Source organism: Paenibacillus sp. 79R4, assembly GCF_013393165.1.
Lineage (GTDB): Bacteria > Bacillota > Bacilli > Paenibacillales > Paenibacillaceae > Fontibacillus.
Genome location: NZ_QJOT01000019.1, coordinates 1 through 21,428 on the forward strand (window position 1 = coordinate 1; position 21,428 = coordinate 21,428).

17 protein-coding genes, 1 pseudogene and 1 riboswitch are annotated in these 21,428 nt (G+C 49.6%); of the genes and pseudogenes, 10 read left to right on the forward strand and 8 right to left on the reverse strand.

Going from position 1 to position 21,428, the window contains the following annotated elements; translation table 11 throughout:
• Positions 1-267: 267 nt before the first annotated feature.
• Positions 268-885 (forward strand): HD-GYP domain-containing protein, encoded by a 618-nt coding sequence (locus tag DMN77_RS20435; RefSeq protein ID WP_068779531.1) that lies wholly within the window; start codon positions 268-270, stop codon positions 883-885.
• Between the two features lie 41 nt (positions 886-926).
• A complete protein-coding gene (locus DMN77_RS20440; RefSeq protein ID WP_148466544.1) occupies positions 927-1,277 on the forward strand; it encodes a hypothetical protein in 351 nt (116 codons plus the stop codon).
• 28 nt (positions 1,278-1,305) lie between these two features.
• Here the strand turns inward: DMN77_RS20440 and DMN77_RS20445 are convergent, their stop codons facing one another.
• The 5 genes from DMN77_RS20445 to DMN77_RS20465 all read right to left on the reverse strand — a co-directional run bounded on the left by DMN77_RS20445 (position 1,306) and on the right by DMN77_RS20465 (position 5,646).
• On the reverse strand, positions 1,306-2,121 hold the full coding sequence (locus tag DMN77_RS20445; RefSeq protein WP_229520933.1) for an ABC transporter ATP-binding protein: 816 nt from the start codon (positions 2,119-2,121) through the stop codon (positions 1,306-1,308).
• A 15-nt stretch (positions 2,122-2,136) separates the two neighbouring features.
• Positions 2,137-2,907: an ABC transporter permease gene (locus DMN77_RS20450; protein ID WP_068779533.1), complete on the reverse strand. Its 771-nt coding sequence runs from the start codon at positions 2,905-2,907 to the stop codon at positions 2,137-2,139.
• Positions 2,904-3,197 (reverse strand): thiamine-binding protein, encoded by a 294-nt coding sequence (locus DMN77_RS20455; protein ID WP_068779534.1) that lies wholly within the window; start codon positions 3,195-3,197, stop codon positions 2,904-2,906. The genes DMN77_RS20450 and DMN77_RS20455 overlap by 4 nt, the downstream gene beginning before the upstream one ends.
• 114 nt (positions 3,198-3,311) lie before the next feature.
• Complete coding sequence (locus DMN77_RS20460) at positions 3,312-4,346, reverse strand: ABC transporter substrate-binding protein (RefSeq protein ID WP_179016168.1); 1,035 nt, start codon at positions 4,344-4,346, stop codon at positions 3,312-3,314.
• 492 nt (positions 4,347-4,838) lie between these two features.
• Positions 4,839-4,950, reverse strand: a riboswitch (TPP riboswitch).
• Positions 4,951-5,133: 183 nt separating this feature from the next.
• A complete protein-coding gene (locus DMN77_RS20465; RefSeq protein WP_068779536.1) occupies positions 5,134-5,646 on the reverse strand; it encodes a CcdC family protein in 513 nt (170 codons plus the stop codon).
• Between the two features lie 204 nt (positions 5,647-5,850).
• Between DMN77_RS20465 and DMN77_RS20470 the strand changes: the two genes are divergently transcribed.
• From DMN77_RS20470 to DMN77_RS20490, 5 genes are all read left to right on the forward strand, one after another.
• A complete protein-coding gene (locus DMN77_RS20470; RefSeq protein ID WP_179016169.1) occupies positions 5,851-6,906 on the forward strand; it encodes a lactonase family protein in 1,056 nt (351 codons plus the stop codon).
• A 534-nt stretch (positions 6,907-7,440) separates the two neighbouring features.
• Positions 7,441-8,508 carry a sulfate ABC transporter substrate-binding protein gene (locus DMN77_RS20475; protein WP_068779538.1) on the forward strand — a complete coding sequence of 356 codons (1,068 nt, stop codon included), beginning with the start codon at positions 7,441-7,443 and terminating at the stop codon, positions 8,506-8,508.
• Between the two features lie 118 nt (positions 8,509-8,626).
• A complete protein-coding gene (gene cysT, locus DMN77_RS20480) occupies positions 8,627-9,469 on the forward strand; it encodes a sulfate ABC transporter permease subunit CysT (RefSeq protein ID WP_372776310.1) in 843 nt (280 codons plus the stop codon).
• Between the two features lie 48 nt (positions 9,470-9,517).
• The gene (gene cysW / locus DMN77_RS20485) at positions 9,518-10,381 is read left to right on the forward strand and encodes a sulfate ABC transporter permease subunit CysW (RefSeq protein ID WP_068779540.1); all 864 of its coding nucleotides are present in this window, start codon (positions 9,518-9,520) and stop codon (positions 10,379-10,381) included.
• Positions 10,382-10,483: 102 nt separating this feature from the next.
• Entirely contained in the window at positions 10,484-10,708 is a 225-nt protein-coding gene (locus DMN77_RS20490) for a YezD family protein (RefSeq protein WP_068779541.1), read from the forward strand.
• 57 nt (positions 10,709-10,765) lie between these two features.
• Here DMN77_RS20490 and DMN77_RS20495 read toward each other — a convergent pair whose 3' ends face one another.
• The gene (locus DMN77_RS20495) at positions 10,766-11,710 is read right to left on the reverse strand and encodes a hypothetical protein (protein WP_179016170.1); all 945 of its coding nucleotides are present in this window, start codon (positions 11,708-11,710) and stop codon (positions 10,766-10,768) included.
• Positions 11,711-13,523: 1,813 nt separating this feature from the next.
• Here DMN77_RS20495 and DMN77_RS20500 point away from each other — a divergent pair.
• Both DMN77_RS20500 and ssuE read left to right on the forward strand, forming a co-directional pair.
• Positions 13,524-15,076, forward strand: a pseudogene (locus tag DMN77_RS20500) (NAD(P)H-hydrate dehydratase).
• Between the two features lie 584 nt (positions 15,077-15,660).
• Entirely contained in the window at positions 15,661-16,209 is a 549-nt protein-coding gene (gene ssuE / locus DMN77_RS20505) for an NADPH-dependent FMN reductase (RefSeq protein WP_068779544.1), read from the forward strand.
• A 126-nt stretch (positions 16,210-16,335) separates the two neighbouring features.
• On the opposite strand, the gene DMN77_RS20510 is transcribed toward ssuE, so the two are convergent.
• Positions 16,336-18,165: a hypothetical protein gene (locus tag DMN77_RS20510; RefSeq protein ID WP_179016171.1), complete on the reverse strand. Its 1,830-nt coding sequence runs from the start codon at positions 18,163-18,165 to the stop codon at positions 16,336-16,338.
• A complete protein-coding gene (locus DMN77_RS20515; protein ID WP_069188317.1) occupies positions 18,162-19,109 on the reverse strand; it encodes a hypothetical protein in 948 nt (315 codons plus the stop codon). The genes DMN77_RS20510 and DMN77_RS20515 overlap by 4 nt, the downstream gene beginning before the upstream one ends.
• Positions 19,110-19,611: 502 nt before the next feature.
• Here DMN77_RS20515 and DMN77_RS20520 point away from each other — a divergent pair.
• Positions 19,612-21,426 carry a VWA domain-containing protein gene (locus tag DMN77_RS20520; RefSeq protein WP_179016172.1) on the forward strand — a complete coding sequence of 605 codons (1,815 nt, stop codon included), beginning with the start codon at positions 19,612-19,614 and terminating at the stop codon, positions 21,424-21,426.
• The last annotated feature ends 2 nt before the right edge of the window (positions 21,427-21,428 follow it).

The following is a 21,428-nucleotide window of genomic DNA, read 5'->3' on the forward strand; positions in this document are numbered from 1 at the left end:
TTCTTTTGTCCTATAATGTTAAATAGTTACAATAACAAACCTTACCAATACTCGTTCTTTTTGCATACTCTACGTCGCATAATTAATATTGTACGACATCATTCCCGTGGTGATCATATTTTATTCATATCGGCTAAATTCCGGTATATTTCTACTTTTATAGGTTGGTAGTTTTTTGAAAATTAAAGAAGGGGCGGACCATAGGACAGGCGGGATTAATGTGGTGTAACCAGAGCTTCAGGCAGACTAAGTTTTAGGGGGATAAACGTGGTCGTTTCAGCTGATCTTATAGAACAACTGTATATAGATAAGCATTCAGATATGGCATCATGGATCAAGTTATTGTTGTACAAGCATCCCGAGATCTATCATCACTCTGTAAGAGTGGCTATGCTAGCCGAAAAAATAGCAAAGCCGCTGGAGCTGAGCATGGAAGATAAGGGGCAGCTCGTTCGTGGCTGTTTTCTGCATGATATAGGCAAGTCGATGATTCCCCGCGAGGTTGTGCTCCGGAAGGAATCGTTGTCGGAGAATCAGCTTGAGATTATCAAGCTATACCCTATCATAGGGGCCGAGATGATTGAGAGTAATCCGGGCTTTGGCTCGGATATTATTCACATCGTTAAGTATCATCAGGAGAGATGGGATGGAAGCGGATATCCGGAGGGGTTAAATGGGGAGGAGATTCCTTATACGGCCAGGATTTGCGCAGTAATTGACACCTTTGACCTGATGATGTCAAGCCGAAAGGATAACAAGAAATATAAGGTGGGAGATGCCAAGCGTGAGTTATTGAAGCTACGGGGGACCGAGTTTGATCCTGAGATTGTGGACGCTTTGGCCAAATTGCCGGACCAGGTTCTGAATATTTTTTCACTAGACTAGATTTAAGCTTAAATATTGGGCTGGAAATGGAGGATACATCATTGATGCAAGCAGATCTGCAAATTCTCGAGTACCCGGATGTAAGTGACAAGAAACTGAAAGAAGCCATGATGGCTGGTATGAGAGTGATTAATTTGCAAGTAGTATTATCTTTGGATTGTGAGCAGCCTTTACTGCGCATTTGCATGATCGATGCTAAGCTTGGAGCCGTTCATCAGGTGTTCGACAGCAATCCGAAGGTACCGATGTGGTTAGGAAAGGAAGCGAGCAGAGAGGTCTATCAGACGTCCTGGCTTATCGCTGTAGATACAGAGCCGGAATATATCCGGCAGTGGTTGCTGCTGATGCAGGATGTCGATCAAGTAAAGATCACAGAGTATACTTGCCAATAAAAAAAACAGCCGAAAGTGACGACAGTAGTCAATTCACCGCGGCTGTTTTTTTGTGCATTTGTTCGCGCATTTGAGCGGCGATCTCACGCTTAAGCTCCAGGAAGCGAGGATCATCAAGCAGTTGCTCCGAGCGAGGACGGGCAAAAGGGACATCGATCTTGTGCAATATGGACGCCGGTCTGCTGGAAAATAAATAGATCGTATCCGACAGCATAAGCGCTTCTTCAATGCTATGTGTAATCATAAGCACAGTGCGCTGATTCTCTTCCCATATATCGAGCAGCCAGCGCTGCATATCGCTTCGGGTTAAGGCATCAAGCGCGCTGAAGGGTTCGTCCAGGCAGAGAACTTCCTGCGGAGCAAGCAGGCCACGTAAGAAGGAAGCGCGCTGCTGCATACCGCCTGACAGCTTGTGGGGGTAAGCCTGTTCGAATTCAGCCAATCCGGCCTTGGTCAGCCAGGCTCTTGCTTCTTCACGTGCCGCTTTCATCGGCATGCCCGCAATTTCTCTGGCCAGAATAACATTGTCGAGCGTGCTGCGCCAAGGAAAAAGCGCTGGCTTTTGCGGAACATAGCTGATGTGGCCACGCTGCCCTGTGATGTCTGCGCCATGCAGCAGCACCTTGCCCGCGTCCGGCTTGACCAGGCCGCCGATGACGTGGAATAAAGTGCTCTTTCCGCAGCCGGACGGACCGATTATGGACACAAACTTCCCGGTTGGAACGGATAATGAGACATTATTCAGCACAGGCAAACTTTGTTTTCTCTCGCGAAATGCCAGACGGGCCATCTGGACTTCCAGAGCGAGAGGGAGCGGCGTGTGCTCATTCATCTTTGTATTCATGGCGTAAGCCCCTTTCTATTTATCATCATTGGACGGATGGTAGCGAATAAGCCATTTCTCAATGAATGAGATAAGCAGGAACATCGCCAGGCTAATCGTTACGATGATCGCAATAGCGACGAATATTTTATCGGTGCGAAAGGATGATTTCTGCAGCATCATATAATAACCGATGCCTTTGTCCGCGCCGATCCATTCTGCGATGATCGCCCCCATAACGCTGTAGGTAGCGGCAATCTTTGCCCCGGACATGATCGCGGGTAATGCATACGGCACTTCCAGCTTGGTGAAAATATTCCACTTTGAAGCTCCGGCCATCCGCATATAGTCCAGCATAACTCGATCTGTACGGCTTAACCCGTCCATAGCCGCCACTGCAATGGGAAAGAAGCAGACCAGGGTAATGACGATGATTTTAGGTAGAATCCCAAATCCAAACCAGATCATAAGCAAGGGGGCCAAGGCGATGATCGGAACATTCTGGCTGAGAATGATCAGCGGATAGAGCGCTTTTCTAAGAAAAGGGATATAGTGCAGTACAAAAGCGACCAGAAGCCCAACGAGGGTACCGATCGAGAACCCTAGCAGCATCAGCTTAAGCGTAGCCTGTGTATGCTCCCACAATCCGGCCACACCAGCCTTCGCTTCTTGCGCGATATCGACAGGGCTCGGCAGCATCCACTTATCGATATTAAATAAAGATGTGGCCGTTTGCCATAGAATGAGGAACAAGATGACCGCCACAAGGGGCGGCCATACACTGCTCCAGATACGTCGGAGTCTCATGGACGGTATTTCTCCGTCAGTTTATCCATGCTGGCACCTTCCGGATTGTAGTAGATTTTAATCTGGGAGATTACATTTTTGCTACCGAATTCAATGACAGCTTCGTTCATTTCTTTGACAATGTCCAGCAGTCGGCTGAGCTCGCCCTCCATTGTTGTCTCCAGCGGGCTCACCTGATACTTCACACCAGAAGCCTGAATGACTTCAATTGCACGATCGACGTAAGGAATCGAATCTTCCCCGCCCGGTGTCTTCGGAATAATCTGAATACTTACTAATGCATTAGCCATATATGGACATCCTCTCTGATCACAGAATTGTAGAACCGTCTTGGTGCTGCTAACGGGCCCCTTGAGTACATACTTATAGAAATTGAGGTTTACATTTATAGTGCAGGCATCTTGTTATTTGTTCTCCGGCAGAAAATTATTGGTGAAAGCAGCATCTGTATCCAGCGGTTTCTCAATCAGCTTCTTCTCATACATCCAATCGGAGTAATTCTGCCATACGGATTGCTTCTGCTCCCCCCAACGGGCAGCATCATCCTGGTATTTCGGGCTAAGCCATTTCTGACTGGCCATAACCAGGTCTTTATCGAGATCAGGAACAGCACTCAGCAGAATATCAGCTGCTTCCTCCGGATGCTGGATCGCATATTGATATCCTTTGGAAGTGGCACGCAGGAAGGCCTTGATTAATTCAGGATCGTCCTTGATCAGCTTCTCATTGGTTGTAATAACCGGAGTATAGTAGTCGAGCTTATCCGAATAGTCTTTTACGTAGAGCATATCGAGCGGTTCGCCGCGCAGCTCGGCTTCGATCCCCGTCCAGGCATAAAAAATCCAGGCGAAATCGATATCTCTTTTCACGGCGGTGAAGAAGTCGGCTTCGCCCATATTGATCATTTTTACCTTGCTAACATCCCCGCCATCGATGTCCATGATCGATTTCATGACGGCCTCTTCGACAGGTGAGCCCCAGCCGCCGTAGCTTTTTCCTTCAAAATCCTTAGGTGTCTTGATGTTCCGGTCCACAGGCGCGGCAAAGCCGGATGTATTATGCTGAATAACGGCCGCGATTGAGACGAGGGGCACGCCTTGGGTGCGGCCTTGTGTCACGCTCTCCTGATAGCTGATTCCGAAAGGCACCTCACCGGATGCCACCATTGCGTCCGCACCGCCAGAGCCCGGCAGCAGGATGTCCAGCTTCAGGCCCTCCTTTTCATAGAAGCCTTTGGCCTGTGCGACATAGAGGCCAGTATGGTTCGTATTCGGACTCCAATCCAGTACGAATTTAACATCGTGCAGTTCCTTCGTCTGTTCTCCCGTTGCCGCATTTCCATTATCGGCCGGGGTGTTGGCGTTATTCGCTTGGCCACAACCTGCGATGATAACAAGCAGGCAGGACAGGGCAAGCAGAATCCATTTTGATCGATGCAATGATATTCCCTCCTTCAAAATGTCTAATCCGTATTCACTTCCAGAAGCAGTTCCAAAAAGGCCAATTTGGATCAGAAAACCTTCGAGGCCGATTCAAGGAGGAGCGATCGCGATGCGCAAGGTAGTCTTTCCCGCGATATAAAATCTGATCAGTGCAGCTGCTAACCTATCAGTTCTATATCTAACATAAAGTAACACCAAGCGCTTATTCGACATCGAATCCTGAATTCAGCCGGGCTTTAAGCAGATGCTTACAAAGTCGTTCTCTAACGAAAACGTGCAGCTTCGCTCCTCAGGCCCCGGCCCCAGCTTGTTCCAGCCTTTGCTTCGCTGAAAACTGAACTTTTTGAACACGCACTTCCAGAGGAACTTACACTTCTAGTGTCCCTGATCACTTCCGAATGAAGCCGATAGTTAATAGGCTTAAATATACAGGATGCAAAAAAAGCGCCCCGGATCGGGACGCATAGGTGCACTTGAATATGAGCATAGCTTCATACCTGCATTTCTTCCTACGCTGGCATTACCCAGATCAGGTTAAAGGGTCAGTATCTTCGCGGGATACAATCTCAGCCGGCCTATTCCAGCTCCCCTGAACTATTGAACTACGGATTACAATTGCCATTATAGTTCGCTGTTGCAGATATGTCCAGTTAGAAAATGCAATATCATCGCTTCGCATCTCCGAAGAGATGGAGCCATTAACCGCGGAGGGGAAGGAGTCGCTGCCCTGATCTGCAGCCACTTGTTCTGGCTGCCAATCTTGTTTAAGATAGGGTTAATCGCTTCATGCTTCGGGATTTACTGGGTTCATCTCGGTCTGATTCGTAACGGCGCGATACTTCTTGAGCATATAGAGCCGCCAGCGTACAATCATACCGAAGGCGAGAATAAAGAAGAGCGAGCCGGTCTGAAGAATGGAGACATATTGCTCGATCACTTCATGCAGAGCCAGTCGAATCACAAGCAGACCGATCAGAATGAAGGCGAATCCGCTGGATCTTTTGGCAAAGACTTGTCCGTCCTTCATTTCAAAATGAGTAGTGCGAATGAGCGGATAGGAGAACAAAAGCCAGCCTGCAGCAAAAGCAATGACTCCATACAGGACGGGAATCCGCATCTGCGGCTCCACGAACATGGCGAAACCGGTAGCCATACCAAGCGGAGGAATAATAATCTTCTTGATCGTCACCGGACGGTTGCTGGCCTTAAGTCTGACGATGATGACTGATACGGCCATCAGGATCATAACAGCCGTTGCAATGATCCGCATATAAAAAGGGCTAATGGCGTCCACAATAACACCCCTTCTTTAATGTATTTGGTGGGTCAGTTACGCTAAAAATCAACGTTTTGAATTACCTCTTAGGCGAAATCATTATATCATAAATCCTCACCATGATAATAATCACATATGGATGTATGCATCAACCGGACCCGGGCTATAGATGCGGGAACGGTCAAAATATATAAAAAACAAATTATAATCGAGAGGATGAAGGATATGACGCAATTTGGTCTGAAGGATGAAATTCCATTTTATGTAGGTACATACGCAAAACCGGAGGAGCCGGGCATCTACTTATGCGGCTTGAATCAACAGACAGGAGCTTTGCGTATCGTAAGCCAATGCTCCGGAATATTGAATCCATCCTTTGTCATTGTAAATGGGGAAGCTTCAAGATTGTACGCGGTGAGCGAACAGTCTGAAGGCCGTCTTGTCAGCTATGGGATCGATATTGGCAGCGGAGCGCTAACGGAGCTGGACTCCGTGCCAACAGAGGGGGCGGACCCATGTCATCTGGCTTCGCTGCCTAACGGGGATGTAATCGTATCGAACTATTCCAGTGGGACTGTGAATCGTTTTGCCCTGGGTGAGCAAGGAGAAGCAAGCCGTATGGCGGCGAAAGTTCAGCAGGTCGGCACAGGTCCGGTGGCCGATCGCCAGGAGAAAGCCCATGCTCATAGCGCGGTGACCGATCTGGAGGGGAAATATGCCTTTGCATCGGATCTGGGGGCGGACCGGATCTTTATTTATAGCATGCACGATGGCGGTATGGCGCACCATAGCGAAGTGGCGTTGCCTCCGGGAGCTGGCCCAAGGCATTTCGTTCTTCATCCAAATGATCAGTACGCCTATGGAATTAATGAGCTGAACAATACGATTACTATCTATAGCTATAATAAGGCGGAAGGCAGATTAGACATTATTGACCATGTCGTTACGATTCCTGAGGACTTTACAGGAGAGAGCTATCCGGCGGATATTCATCTGTCTGAGGACGGCTGTTATTTATACGGCTCCAATCGTGGTCACGACAGCATTGTACGCTTTGAGGTCGACGCGGTAACAGGCAGACTGGTTGATCCGGAATGGACATCGACCGGAGGAAGCTGGCCGCGCAACTTCGCTGTTCTGAACGACTATGTGCTGGTCGCGAATCAATTCAGCGGCAATATCGTCTCTTTCAAACGCGATGCCGCTAGCGGCAAGCTGACCGCGACGGGGCAGGAGCTGGCCATAAGTCAAGCAGTCTGTGTTGAACCCGTATTAGAGTAACGGAGGCCGTTCCAAAAGTCCCCCACTGTTCATGTGGGATAGGATATTTTAAACAGGAACTAATTATGCACTTCTATAAATTCGGTAGACAGGAGAGCCAGAAGCTCATCTGCTCTGCCGTTTTTTTTGATTAAACACAGCTAACGTTGAAACTTATCATTTTCCAGAGAAAAAAACGTTTGACAAGAAAACCCAGTACATATAAAATAACACCATAACATACTAAACAGGTAGGAATAATTAAAGATGTTCTCACCGTACGGACGGAGGAACGCTCTACTTGCCTAGGCAGACACGGGTAGCGGCTCGGTTTGACCGTTGGGAGCAGGGCGTTTCTCCGTTTTTTGTTATAGATACAGAGCGAATCAGCGGAGCTGATGAGTTCTGAATTCTATTGCGAAGAAGACCAAACCTTAGGGGAACGGGTGTACAGCTGGCTATGACAGCCCCGTAGAAGGTTTCCTTATACGGTCGGAAAAGGTTCCTGCTTGCTTGGTAGGCAAGATACTATGGGAGAAGATGGGAAGTGATACGATGAGTAAAGTGGTGAAGCAGAGTATTCTGGTCAGTTTGGTGCTGGCTATGTCGGTGGCCCTGGTCGCCTGCGGCGGAGACAAAGCGAATGACAAAGCGAGCGCGACTGCTGGCGCGGATGGAGACAAAGGGAAGAGCGTCCAGTTACTGAACGTATCTTACGACCCTACTCGGGAATTGTACGAGAGCTACAATAAAGCATTTGCGACCTACTGGGAGAAGGAAAAAGGACAGAAAGTAACGATACAGCAATCACATGGGGGTTCGGGGAAGCAGGCCCGGGCAGTTATTGATGGGCTAGAGGCGGACGTTGTTACACTGGCTCTGGGATATGATATAGACTCCGTCCAGGAGAGCGGATTGATAAATGAAGGCTGGCAGCAAAAATATGAGCATAACAGCTCGCCATATACTTCAACGATCGTCTTCCTGGTGCGGAAGGGAAATCCAAAAGGGATCAAGGATTGGGATGATCTCATTAAGGACGGGGTAGAGGTCATCACTCCAAATCCGCAAACCTCGGGCGGGGCGCGCTGGAATTATCTCGCAGCCTGGAGTTATGCCCTGCATCATAACCATAATGACGAGGCAAAAGCGCAGGAATTTGTTAAACAGTTGTTTGAACATGTTCCGGTTCTGGATAGCGGTGCGCGCGGTGCGACTACGACGTTTGTAGAGCGCGGACTAGGCGATGTGCTTCTTGCCTGGGAGAATGAAGCCTGGCTAGCCGTTAAGGAGCTGGGTCCGGACAAATTCGATATCATCTATCCGTCGGAAAGTATCCTGGCGGAGCCGCCTGTCGCGGTCGTCGATAAAATCGTCGACAAGAAGGGGACTCGCGAGGTAGCAGAAGCTTATTTAAAATATTTATACACAGAAGAAGGGCAGACGATCGCAGCGGAGAACTATTACCGCCCGACCCTGGACAGCGTGAAGGAGAAGTTTAAGGATCAATTCCCGGACATCCAGCTATACACAATTGATGAAGTGTTTGGGGGATGGTCAGTAGCGCAGCCGAAGCATTTCAATGATGGTGGAATATTCAGTCAGATCTATGTTCCGAAATAATACGACCGCAACCAGCGGAGGAGCAAACCTGTGTAAGTGGCGAATCAGACCATATCAGTGCGAACTTAGGCTTCATTTCATTAGATGATCTGATTCGCTATATGCAGGTAGAGAAAGGATGACTTTCATGCCAAGCAGGACGGACACCAGACGCGGAGTGCTGCCTGGATTCGGGCTAACGATGGGGTACAGCATTTTATATTTAAGCTTGATCGTATTAATCCCGTTATCCGCGCTGTTGTTGAATTCTACGGGACTAACCTGGGAGAAGTTCTGGTCGATTGCAACCGATCCGCGAGTATTAGCCTCTTATCGAGTGAGCTTTCTGACCGCAGCGGCGGCCGGATTGGTTGATGCAGTACTGGGATTGCTGCTTGCATGGGTTCTCGTTAGATATGAATTTCCAGGAAAAAAAATATTCGACGCGATGATCGACCTCCCGTTTGCGTTGCCAACCGCAGTTGCCGGGGTGTCGTTGACCGCGCTCTATTCATCCAAAGGCTGGCTAGGCTCTTTGCTCGAACCGTTAGGCATCAAGACGGCGTTCTCGCCGCTGGGTATTACGCTCGCCCTGATGTTTATCGGCATTCCGTTTGTGGTACGCACCGTACAACCCGTACTGCAGGATCTGGATGCGGAGGTCGAAGAAGCTGCTGCAACGCTCGGAGCGAGCCGTCTTCGGACTTTCCGCTCCGTTATTTTACCGGAGCTTCTCCCTCCGTTGCTTACGGGTTTTGCCCTCGCATTTTCCCGAGGAATTGGAGAATACGGTTCCGTCGTGTTCATCTCCGGCAATATGCCGATGAAGACCGAGATTGCCCCGCTGCTCATTATGTCTAAGCTGGAGCAATTCGATTATGCTGGTGCGACGGCGGTCGCGCTAATGCTGCTCCTGATCTCTTTCGCACTTCTGCTGCTGATCAATTCATTGCAGAGCCGGGTGCGCAAGACGGCGCGTTGAGGAAGACCGGGATTCATCAAATATATAAAGCCAAGGGAGGGGCGTCTTGTGGCAGGTTCAGTGCCGTTAGCGACAGCAAGTAGAACTAATCCAGTTAGAAATCGCAGTACGAAGGAATCGGGCATCGTCAAATGGACCTTAATCAGCCTTGCCGTACTTGTTATTATGTGGCTGATCGGTCTGCCGTTGATAGTTGTTCTAACAGAGGCCCTGAAGAAGGGCTGGAACGTCTATGTACAGGCCATTTCCGATCCCGATGCATTATCGGCATTAAGATTGACGCTGCTAGTCGCAGCGATTACCGTACCGCTAAATACAATATTTGGCGTCGCGGCCGCCTGGTCGATTACGAAGTTCAAATTTCGGGGAAGACAGCTTCTAATCACTCTGATCGATCTGCCATTTGCTGTATCTCCGGTGATCGGCGGCTTGATCTATGTGCTCGTCTATGGGGCACATGGCTGGTTTGGGCCCTGGCTGCAGGATCATGATGTGAAGATTATTTTTGCCTTGCCAGGCATTATTCTGGCCACGCTGTTCGTTACTTTTCCGTTTGTGGCCCGCGAGTTGATTCCACTGATGGAGGATCAGGGGCAGTTGGAGGAGGAAGCAGCGGTTACATTGGGCGCCAAAGGCTTCCGTATATTTTGGAAGGTGACGTTGCCAAATATTAAGTGGGGTCTGCTGTACGGAATTATACTTTGTAATGCGCGGGCAATGGGGGAATTCGGCGCTGTATCGGTGGTATCCGGACATATTCGCGGATCAACCAATACACTTCCGCTGCATATTGAAATTTTGTATAACGAGTATCAATTTTCAGCTTCATTTGCGGTTGCTTCCTTACTGTTGCTGCTGGCGCTGATCACCTTGCTGCTTAAGAGCTGGTTCACTCGCAAGAGCAGTCATTAATGGGGTTAACTGAATAGCGTAGAGTGATCTCGTAAGGGAGAACATCATCTGAGCAAGCTGAGGACAGCTTCTAAATATTATCGGGCAAGGGGGCTTCCACGAATGACCAAACCGCTAAAGGTAGACAATGTGTGGCTGGAGCGGATCGCGGAGATGTTGAATGAGATGGAATTCGGGTCGCTGAACATCGTGGTTCACGAGGGGCAGATCGTCCAGCTGGAACGTACGGAACGGAAACGTTATGAGGTTGGTGGAGGGGCGGCAAAGGCATCCGGCTCGTCCCGCAATGTGGTGAAACCGCTGCGCAAGTCGTCAGAATCTCGATAGACATAGGATGAAAAAGGAATTAGGATGAGAAAAGACCGTTACAGGGCAAAATGTCCTCTAACGGTCTTTGTCGTTGCCGATGTTGCTGTCTGTATTTTCGGCCGGGGATGTTGCGCTGCTCTCCTCTGTCATTGGCAAGGCGCTGATCGTAGGATCAGACGGAAGATTAGTCTGGTAGTGTCCAACAAAAGGACGTGCCTTGCGCGGCTTGCTTCTCGTAAATAGGAATCCACCCAGAAATAACAGAACTTGAGCTGCCGCAATATATGGCGCGATAACGGGACTGATGAAGTGGAGTAAATACATAGCAGCAATGAAGATGGCCCATAATCGCAGCAGTATAGATCCTTCTCCGGGCCGAAATCCGCCCATCAGTGCAGGGTACAAGAGCAGCAGAGCGAATAGAGCGGAGCCGAAGCGTGAATAGAAATAGACGGTGTCCAAGGAATTTGAGCCCAGGAAGCTGATTCCAGCACCGCTCCAGCGCAGCAGCAGTTGATATACTAATATGAACAAGGCCGCGGCGAACAAGAAAGGGAAGGCAGGCTGTAGCCCCAACCAGAAACGAATTCCCCAGCTCGGCTGTTCCAGCCATTTCAGCAGCTTGTCCCGCTCTTCAAGGAAGCGTTCGCCCTCCCGTTCCAGCGTTCTGAGCAGCAGCGGCAATCTCGCATGATCATGATCCTCTTTGTAAGCCCCGATCTGTCCGAGCAGATCCGGGCTGGCATAAGGGGCGGCTTGGCATGCGAGCAGACGATCAATCAGTTCATTCTCCTGCTCCGGCATCAACGTTCCGTATGTATTATTATTTAACAGCGGCGCAGAAGCGGCTGCATATAATTTCAGACTTTTCTCCAGATGCTCCAGCCGGGAGCGTAGTCCAGTTCGCGTCCTCCAGCTGGTTACCCCATAAAGGGCCAGAAATGTAACCAGGACAAGGACGGCGGTCAAGGATAGCGCAGCGTGCTGCTGCAGCCAGTTCATCCATTCCGATAGTGACATCGAAATCACCCTTTCGATATTCCTCTCTTCACTATTGCATATGCATTTATCGTTTTCAAGTTCTATGTAAACCAATCTTTGGTTAAGTTGTCTAATCTTAAACGACTTCATAGAGGTTGTCCTTGGAAAGCTTGTTCTATAAAAGCTTGCAATTCTAGTAACAGCAAGCAATTCTAGTGACCGCAAGGTGCACTTTATAGAATTGGCACACTCAGTAGTGTCTCCCGGTTATGTGCTACCCTGTAGTTTTTTTTAGGGACGGCAGTGGTACAGCCCGATAGGCCAACAAAGCTTTGTTATGTACGTGGAACCTTAGAATAACAGATCGCACTCGAAGCGCGCAAATGCGCAAAGAATCAGGACTAGAGGGGGGGAGGCAGTCGGTGCACATTACATCCCGCAACAGAATCTGACGGGTAACAGAACCCGATATCGATATTTGTGGCTAAAGCTCTGTAGATTCGTTACCGATAGGATGGGATCTGCTCTTGTTGACTGCCCTTTGGATGGGGCTCATCGAGGAGAAGCTTCTTGGGCAAATAACGATCTGTATCGTTGGGCTAGGGTGAGAGTTGAACGCTCTGCTGGCCACTCCTGTGATCACCCTTTGGATTGATCATTCAGGAGTCTCTTGGTGCAAATAGTGATCTGTAGTTTCGTTAGAGCTGAGGTATGAGGGTGACCACTCTTGAAGGCGCTCACCGGATGGGTCGATCATCCAGAGGGAGCTTCAAGAACGGTAATAAGTGAGGCTTGGTACGGGGCACGATGAAGGGGAGGTGCAGGTCAGATAGTATCTGGAAGTTGTAACGAAACAGGGTGACGTTAATTTGGGCAAAAGGGTGCTAAAAGCAAAAAGGGTGCTAAAAATTGTAATGAAACAGAGTATCGTTAGCTGGGCGAAAAGGGCCGCTAAAAATCTAACGAAACAAGATAACGTTATTTGAGCAAAAAGAAGGTGCAAAAAAATGTAACGAAACGGGATAACGTTATTTAGGCCATTTTTGGGGGTTAGAGTGAAATTTACCTCGAATAGCGATATGGTGTTTCGTTAGATTTTATTTGCAGCTGTTTTGGTGCAAATAGCGATCTGTAGTTTCGTTAGAGCTGAGGTGGGAGGGTGACCACTCTTGAAGGCGCTCACCGGATGGGTCGATCATCCAGAGGGAGCTTCAAGAACGGTAATAAGTGAGGCTTGGTACGGGGCTCGATGTAGGGGAAGGTGCAGGGCAGATAGTAAGTATCTGGAAGTTGTAACGAAACAGGATGATGTTAATTTGGGCAAAAGGGTGCTAAAAGCAAAAAGGGTGCTAAAAATTGTAATGAAACAGAGTATCGTTAGCTGGGCGAAAAGGGCCGCTAAAAATCTAACGAAACAAGGTAACGTTATTTGAGCAAAAAGAGGGTGCAAAAAAATGTAACGAAACGGGATAACGTTATTTAGGCCATTTTGGGGCTTTAGAGTGAAATTTACCTCGAATAGCGATATGGTGTTTCGTTAGATTTTATTTACTGCTGTTTTGGTGCAAATAACGATCTGTAGTTTCGTTAGAGCTGAGGTGGGAGGATGACCACTCTTGAAGGCGCTCACCGGATGGGTCGATCATCCAGAGGGAGCTTCAAGATCGGTAGTAAGTGAGGCTTAGTGCAGAGCTCCATGTGAAGGAGGATGCAGGGCAGCGAATAGCCGTAATAGTTCCGTCGAAGCTTGGTTTGCTGCTGAAGGTGGATTTGAGAATGGAGTAGAGATATGAAGCCGAAAGTGTATATTATGAAGGAGAGTATAGGCGGAATGTTCAAAGGAGGAAGCAGCATGGAGTTTGTAACGGCGGAGCAGATGCGAGAGGTTGACCGGTATACGATCAAGCAGATCGGCATTCCAGCTGTTGTGCTGATGGAGAACGCGGGGAGAGCAATTGCTGAAGAAGTGATCGGGCTGGTGATGCGGCGAAAAGATACGCTGGCAGACGAGCGCTGGCTTGTGCTCATAGGTAAAGGAAATAATGGCGGCGATGGGCTGGTCTGTGCCCGGCACCTGGCCGATGCCGGGATTCCGGTGACGCTGGTGTACGCGGTGGCGCCGGACCAGCTTGGCGGGGAGGCGGCGGTGCAGCAACGAATCGTTGAGGCGCTGGATTTGCCGCGAATCGTATATCGCGATGAAGCGGATGGGGTCCCGGATATGCGTAGCTATACGGGAATTGTGGATGCGCTCCTTGGGACAGGGACCAAGGGAGCGCCGCGCGGGGCGTACGCTTCGCTCATTGCGGAAGCGAACGCCAGCGGTCTGCCGATCGTGGCGGCAGACATTCCGAGCGGCCTGGACGCCGATACAGGCGCGATATACGACCCCTGCATCCAGGCGGAGCTCACGGTGTGCCTGGCCTTCCTGAAAGCCGGACTGACGCAATATCCGGGAGCGAAGGCGGCAGGGAAGGTGGTCGTGCGCTATATCGGCATTCCGCCGCGGCTCCCGGCTGGGCTGGCGGGAGCCGGGGTTGTTCTGACCGAGGAGTCGCTGCAGAACGAGCTCGGTCTTGATGCAGGGCGGCGCCGCGAACCGGACGGGCGTAAGGGCACGTACGGGCATATGCTGCTGGCGGCAGGCAGCTTGCCGATGAGCGGCGGCGGCCTGCTGGCCGCCAGGGCGGCCCTGCGCGCCGGGTGCGGCCTTGCGACGTGGGCGCTGCCGGCGTCGCTGCTGCCGCATATGCTCGGGGCTGTGCCCGAGCTAATGCTGGCGCCGGTCGCCGATGGCGGGACCGGCGCATGGGACAGTGCCGCAGCCGAAGAAGTGCTGCGGCTGCTCGCGGCGCGCGACGTGCTCGCCGTCGGCCCGGGGCTGGGTCGCTTCCCGGGCGAGGCGGAGTTCCTGCGCGCCTTGTGGGAGGGCACCCCGCGTCCCCTCGTCGTGGACGCGGATGCCCTGGGCATCCTGGCCGCGGCCGGAGGCCTGACGGCCTGGAAGCGCCGGGATGCCGCGACGATCCTGACGCCGCATCCCGGCGAGATGGCCCGGCTGGCCGATCTGACGACGGCCGGGGTGCAGCGGGACCGCATCGGCCTCGCGCGCCGCGTTGCCACCGGGCACGGCGTAACGCTCGTGCTCAAGGGGGCGCGCTCGGTCATCGCGGCCCCGGACGGCCGGGTCTACGTGAACGTGACCGGCCATCCCGGCATGGCGACCGGGGGCTCGGTGATGTACTCACCGGAATCATCGCCGCCATGCTCGCCCAAGGTCTGGACGCCGTGCAGGCAGCGGCGTTCGGCACCTACTTGCACGGCCTGGCCGGCGAACACGCCGCGGCCGCACGGAGCGGCAACCCGGCTTCGCTGCTAGCCGGGGATATCATCGAAGCGTTGTAAGCCTCGATCTGTGACTGGCTTGAATGTGAGGCCAGCGTTCATAAATGAGGATTTGATGTAGGTTTCCATTTTTGGCCTGACGTAAATTGACTTTCCATTTTATAATTGATAGCATCGAAGTGAATTATAGCAATTCAGTGGGGATTGGCTATAAGAGGTTGTTCAAAAGGTTCGTTTTTGATAAATAATCAATCGATGTCATTCAAGGGTGAGCGAGAAACGACGCCAAAACAGTTTCTTGCAATATAGAATTTCATCAGCCCTGCTGATCACTTATCAATTCTATATCCAACACCAATTAACACCGAGTGCACCGAGTACTTATTCGGCATCCGGCTTGAATTCAGCCGGGGTTATGTGCTATGTAGACCCTATAAAGCTGTTTTCTTCGAAAACGTGCAGCTCTGCTCCTCAGACTCTAGCTTTATCCAACTGAGGCGTTTCAAAGAAACGCGCATCGCGAGCATGAGATTTAGTGCTAAAAACCGACCTTTTTGAACATGTACTCTAAGTTCTTGTCCGAAAAGTCAGGTGATTTTTTGAACAAGCTTGTCCATTTATAGAGAATAAGGAGAGGATCCAGCATGGCTTTGGTAACCATAATTAACGGAACGCCTACACCAGGTTCCCGTCTGACCGCGATCATTGCATTAGCAGAGGAACTGCTGGCGAAGGAAGGCTTCGAAGTGAAGCATGTGAATGTCGGCGAGCTTCCGCCGGATGATCTGATTCATACGAAATTCGAGAGCGAGCATATTGTGAAAGCAAACGGGCTTGTGGCCGAAGCGGACGCGATTATTGTGGCTAGTCCGGTTTACAAGGCTTCCTATACAGGGGTGTTGAAGACGTTCCTTGATTTAATTCCGGAGAGAGGTCTGACCGGCAAGGTGATCTTGCCTTTGTTCATGGGCGGAACGATTGCCCATCTGCTTGCGATCGACTACGCTCTCAAACCGGTATTGTCGGTGCTTGGGGCGCGTCATATTCTGGCTGGCGTATTCGCCGCGGATGCGAATGTATCTCGTACCGAGCAAGGCGGCTTCACGATTAGCGACGAACTTATTGCAAGGCTGGAAGACAACATCAAGGAACTGGCGGCAGAGACCAGACGGCGGATTAAGTACCAAGCGTAAAAGCCTTTTTGAATAAAATAACCCGTTTAACATAATAAGCTCTGAGTCGTTCCGTAAGGATCGACTCAGAGCTTTATTTATTGAACGGATTATGGCCATGATGACATTCTTGGATCATGACACTTGCTATGATTGGATCGTATCAACCTCGACAACTGGAATGATGATTTGAATGAGGTCAGAAAGCCTTGAAATCAGCCCATTTATCGATCCTTCAGCTTGGTCTTTCAGTGCCTCCTCAACCAGTTCAATGAATTGCTGATCAATATTGAGCGCAGCGTTCTGCTTGAAGCGTCCGGTTATCGTTACCTTTGCTCCGGCGGGGAGAGAGAAATCGCCTTTTAGAAGTACTAAGCTGTTGTCGCCTGTGACAAGCGTCTCTCCTGAAACGGAATAAATCACGGTACTGGTGAAGCGGACAAGCGCATCAGGATACTGACTGACCATGTCGGCGGAAATATCCAGAATATCCTGCTTAATCCCTGCAAACTGGTACTGATCATCCGCACGAACGAAGACCGCGGTTTGTCCTTCGCCCTCACCCACCGGATTCACCGCATAAATGGTTTTGTCCGGTTGGATTGTCAGACTATCCGCTTTGATCGAGTATAGGAGAGCGATATGATCTTCACGCACCTCAAAAGCCTCATAACGTGCTTTTCTTGCCTCTGACGCGGCCTCAATAATAATTACAGGATTATTCCCCGCGCTAAGGAGCGGATCGACAGATAAAGTACGAATTTGATCCTGCGCGACCAGATCCTGATATGTTAAAATCTGAACACTTTCCTCCGCATTCATTCGACCCCAAAACAGCTGATTGTTCTGGTCGATTGCCACCACGTATGCCTTAGAGCCGAATCGATCCCGCCCATCTACAATATGAGTATAGCTGCTTCCATCCGTTAGAGCTGGAAGCAGTCTTACGGGTTCTGCGATGGTCCAGGCCAGCTCTGTAGCGTGGATTTCCGACTTTGTATCCTGATAATGGCCAATGGCCGTGTACAGATCGATCGCTTCCTGGTAATTGCCGCCTGCTGCACTTTTCTTGGCATTACGCATTAACTCCTCCATTTTATCCTTAGCATAGGTAAGCAATCCGGATTCCGACTGAACGGAGCTTGCAAAGGATACATACTGCCGCGAATGGATGGCGAACGCGGTGTAGTCGCTGCTGTCCCAGTCGCTTTTTAAGAGCGTCTCCATTAAGCTATCTACTTTGAACCTCACCCAGGGGGCATCAAGCATAATAGCCTTATACTCGGCAAGCATGGAGGAAGCATTATCAAGCATAGGCTCGATAAGACCTTGAGCAACCATCCGGCTCAGCTTGGTTTCGTCATATTTTTGGAAGGCAGCATTTAACTCATCAAGCCATTCCTGCTCTGTGCCGAATAGATGGGCCGGGATCCTAAGCAGGTTCCTTTTAAAGGATTCGTCAGTATAACTCGAACCGGTCAGGTTTTGCTCCATTTGCTCCAAGAACAACGTTCTGAAATTTTTGAAATAGCCGGTAAAGGTTTGTGAAATGTTGAAACGGCTGGACATCTGTCGGTAATAGTCATTGTAAGGCTGCTCTGGAGCCAAATAATGACTTTGCACCTGCTGAAGTTTTGCATAGGTATCCATAAGGAGATCGAAATCCTGTTCACGATCTGCCCTGGAAGCTTGGTCAGCAAGGTTCTCCAGATCTCTTTTCATGGCAGTGATGGGGGCCAGTTCCTCCAGTCGGGAGGCAATCAGCTCTTCTTTGTAACGAATCGTCCGATTGCTTTGAGCTTTTTGATACCAGTCTACGGCTTCTACGTAGAGCTTCTCATGGAATAAGCGTTCAGCCGTTTGCAAAGCGTTAAGTTTGTGGGATATTCCAACCCCCTTGTAGACTAACAGAGGAATCGTCATAATACATAAAAAAATGAGCAGATGATGCAGGGTTAACCATTTTTTTAACGTCATATTATAGTAGACCTCGGCTTAATTTGTTGGAAATCAGCGTCCCATTGATACTTTTCCTCGTAGATTCGGGCTGTCTCGGCCGAGAGATTTCCCCAGTCAAGATTGGGGGACTCAGCGAGCATTCGGTATAATCTGAGAAACCGATCCTTGGGAAGCTTGCGGGCATACCGGGCGATGAAGTCGGAATAGGCTAGAACGTAACGTTTCAACCTGACAGCGGCTCCAGCAACTCCCGCCAGTATTTCTTCCCCTCGATCCAAAGCGAGAAATTGCGGTTCATACCTTATAACATATTGGAAAGTTTTATCTTTAATGAGTTCTCTCTTGATTTTAGCGAGCTCGCCAATATACTCAGCAAGATCCGAGTCGAAGTCTTTTAGCAGAAGAGGCGCAAGCGCAAGCTCCATATCTTTCCGAAGTACGAAGGACTGTAAAAGTATAAGTTGCAGCTTACGGATATGATCGTTATGAATGAGGGTCGCAATGTCCCGCATCATTTCGTAGGAGCGGCCTTCTTCTCCATGGGAGGCGGCGGTCTCAAGATTCCGCACCAGCCCTGCAGTGATTTTGTCACGATCCACCTCGATCAGCTTGCTCATTTCAATCGAGATGCGGCTTTCAAGAGCAGTGTGTTGCACGAAATAGAGCAGTCCAAACAGGATAATGCCTGCTGCAAGAGAAATGGCCATCAGCTGAAAGGTCTGGCTGAACAGAATGGCTAACAGCGTGAGAAATGACACTAGCAATAGGTCATTATACCGAGCCCGCTTGGCGGCATGACGCGCTCTTTCGAGAATCGGACGTAGACCCGCTTTGCCGCAAACGGTGCAATTTTCCTCCTGAAGCGCGGTATAATTCTGGCAATATTTACAGCACCTTAACCTTTCAAAGGCATATTTCGTTTTTAATGGAGGGTGTAAAATAACTGTTTTTTTCTTGTTCATAACTCTCTCTCTTCATGGTTAATTAGTGTTAGCAGTTTACTGTCGAGCTCTGCCGGAGCAATGATTTGCTTTCTGCGAGAGTAATATATAAAGGACTTAATAACGACAAATAGAAACATTAGAATAAGACATGCGTATGTAACCATATGCAGCTTCCTTTCGTAATTAATGTTGAGTGTAAGGATTTTATTTTGGAAATACCCCGAAAATAGATGCGTATTTTGGTAGATAATGGCGGTGCAGTCTTGTTTTATCTTAACGTTTTCTTAAGTATTATCTATTATCATAGTATAGTATATATTTGGAACTACTTCTATTTTCATATGTTATCTATTGAAGCAGGTCACGAAGCGGATTCGACATCGAAGCTTGAATTCAGCAGGCCTTCCGGTGCTCACGCAGGTTTTGTCTATGCTCCGTTTCCCAGTTTCTGCTTCATCCAGCCATCTTGGTGCTGAAGACCTGACCTTGTATTCTATTTCAAATTAAAGGAGCAATATTTATGCAGCATTGTTATAGACAATCTATACGTATATTGACGGTTCTGATGGCCTTTTGGTTACTGATAGGCTCTGTTGGAACCCCTATTTATGGAGTCGCGGCGGCCGCGAAGGGGAGCCAGGCTCAGCAGACATCATTCATCGATGCTGTGCTCGTTGTCGATGTGAGCAACTCGATGAAGACAAGCGACGCGAATAAAGTCGGAAATGAAGCGATGAAGATGTTCATCGACATGCTGTCCGCTCAAGGCGACAAGGTAGGGATAGTCGCATATACGGACAAAGTACAGCGGGAGAAGGCGCTGCTGAAGATTCAGTCTCCAGCGGATAAGCAGGATTTAAAGGACTTCATCGATGGGCTGGATCGAGGGCCCTATACAGATATTGCGGTAGGCGTTCGCGAGGCGGTTAAGGTGCTGCAAAACGGATCCGACCCGGGGCATGAGCCGATGATCGTTCTGCTGGCTGACGGCAACAATGATTTCAACAAGAGCTCGGGACGAACGCAAAGCGAGTCTGACAAGGAGCTTGGCGAGGCCGTTGCTGAAGCCAAGGCCGCAGGGATTCCGATCTATACGATCGGTTTGAATGCAGACGGCAAGTTAAATAAGACTCCGCTTGAGGATCTGGCCAAGCAGACGGATGCTAAGTCGTTCTCAACCAGCTCGGCGAAAGACCTTCCGCAAATACTTAGTGAAATATTCGCCAGCCACCTGAAGCTGAAAATCGTACCTATACAAAGCATGACGGGCAACGGAAACTTTCAGGAGGTGACGGTTAACGTCCCGAATGCGAACGTGCTTGAAGCCAATATTTCGATTATGTCAGCTAATCCTGTCACGGCGGAGCTGGTTAACCCCTCCGGTGATAAAGTGGCTATACCTTCGGATAAGGTTATTTTGTCCAAATCGAAAAGCTATTCTCTGATTAAGCTGCTAACACCAGCCGAGGGGGACTGGAAGCTGAGGGTTAAAGGGGCAGCGAAGGACAAGATCGATATTAATCTTGTATTTAACTACGATCTTGAGCTGGAGATGGACCCCATTGCAGCGAAAAGCTATAAGCCCGGTGATGATGTGAAAATCGGAGCCTATCTTACAAGCAATGGGCAGAAGCTGCCAAATGATGAGCTGTATAAAAATATGAGCGCGGTTCTCATCGCTACGGATATCGACAGCGGTAAGACCGAGGAAATCAAGCTTAACAATACGGGGGACAAATTCGAAGGAACATTCAGTTTTTCCGAAGCCCATGAATATGAACTGAAGGTGCGGGCAGAGGAAAAAAGCTTCTACAGGGAATCCGCTCCTGTAACACTGAGCGCCAAAGGCAAAGCAGGGGCTACAGCACCAGCCCAGCCTACTCCAACAACAGTGGAAGAAGAGAAGCCGTTCCCTTGGCTCATCGTTGTTATATCGGCGATAGGGTTGGCTGTAGTTGCAGCAGCAGTATATTTTGTTGCATCGGCCCTAAAAAAAGCGAATCGCGGATTTGTAGGCCAGATTGTCATCGAGATTCGCGATGAGAATACGAACGAGAAATCCTTCCCGCAATATAAGAAGCTGACCTCGTTCAAAGGCAAATTCAATCTCCATCAATTGCTGCAGCTGGCACCCGAGCTGAAGGAAACGGAGAAAATCGTGTTCACTCCGGCTAAGGGAGATCGCATCATGCTGCGCAATGGTTCAGCTGCATCGATCGAGAAATCGGGTCGGGCTGTCGATGCCTCCGCAGGACTTGAACTGAAGAGCGGGGATCGGGTGACATTGCCATTACAACATATCGATAAGACTATTTTCATAGAGTACCTGGTGTGATT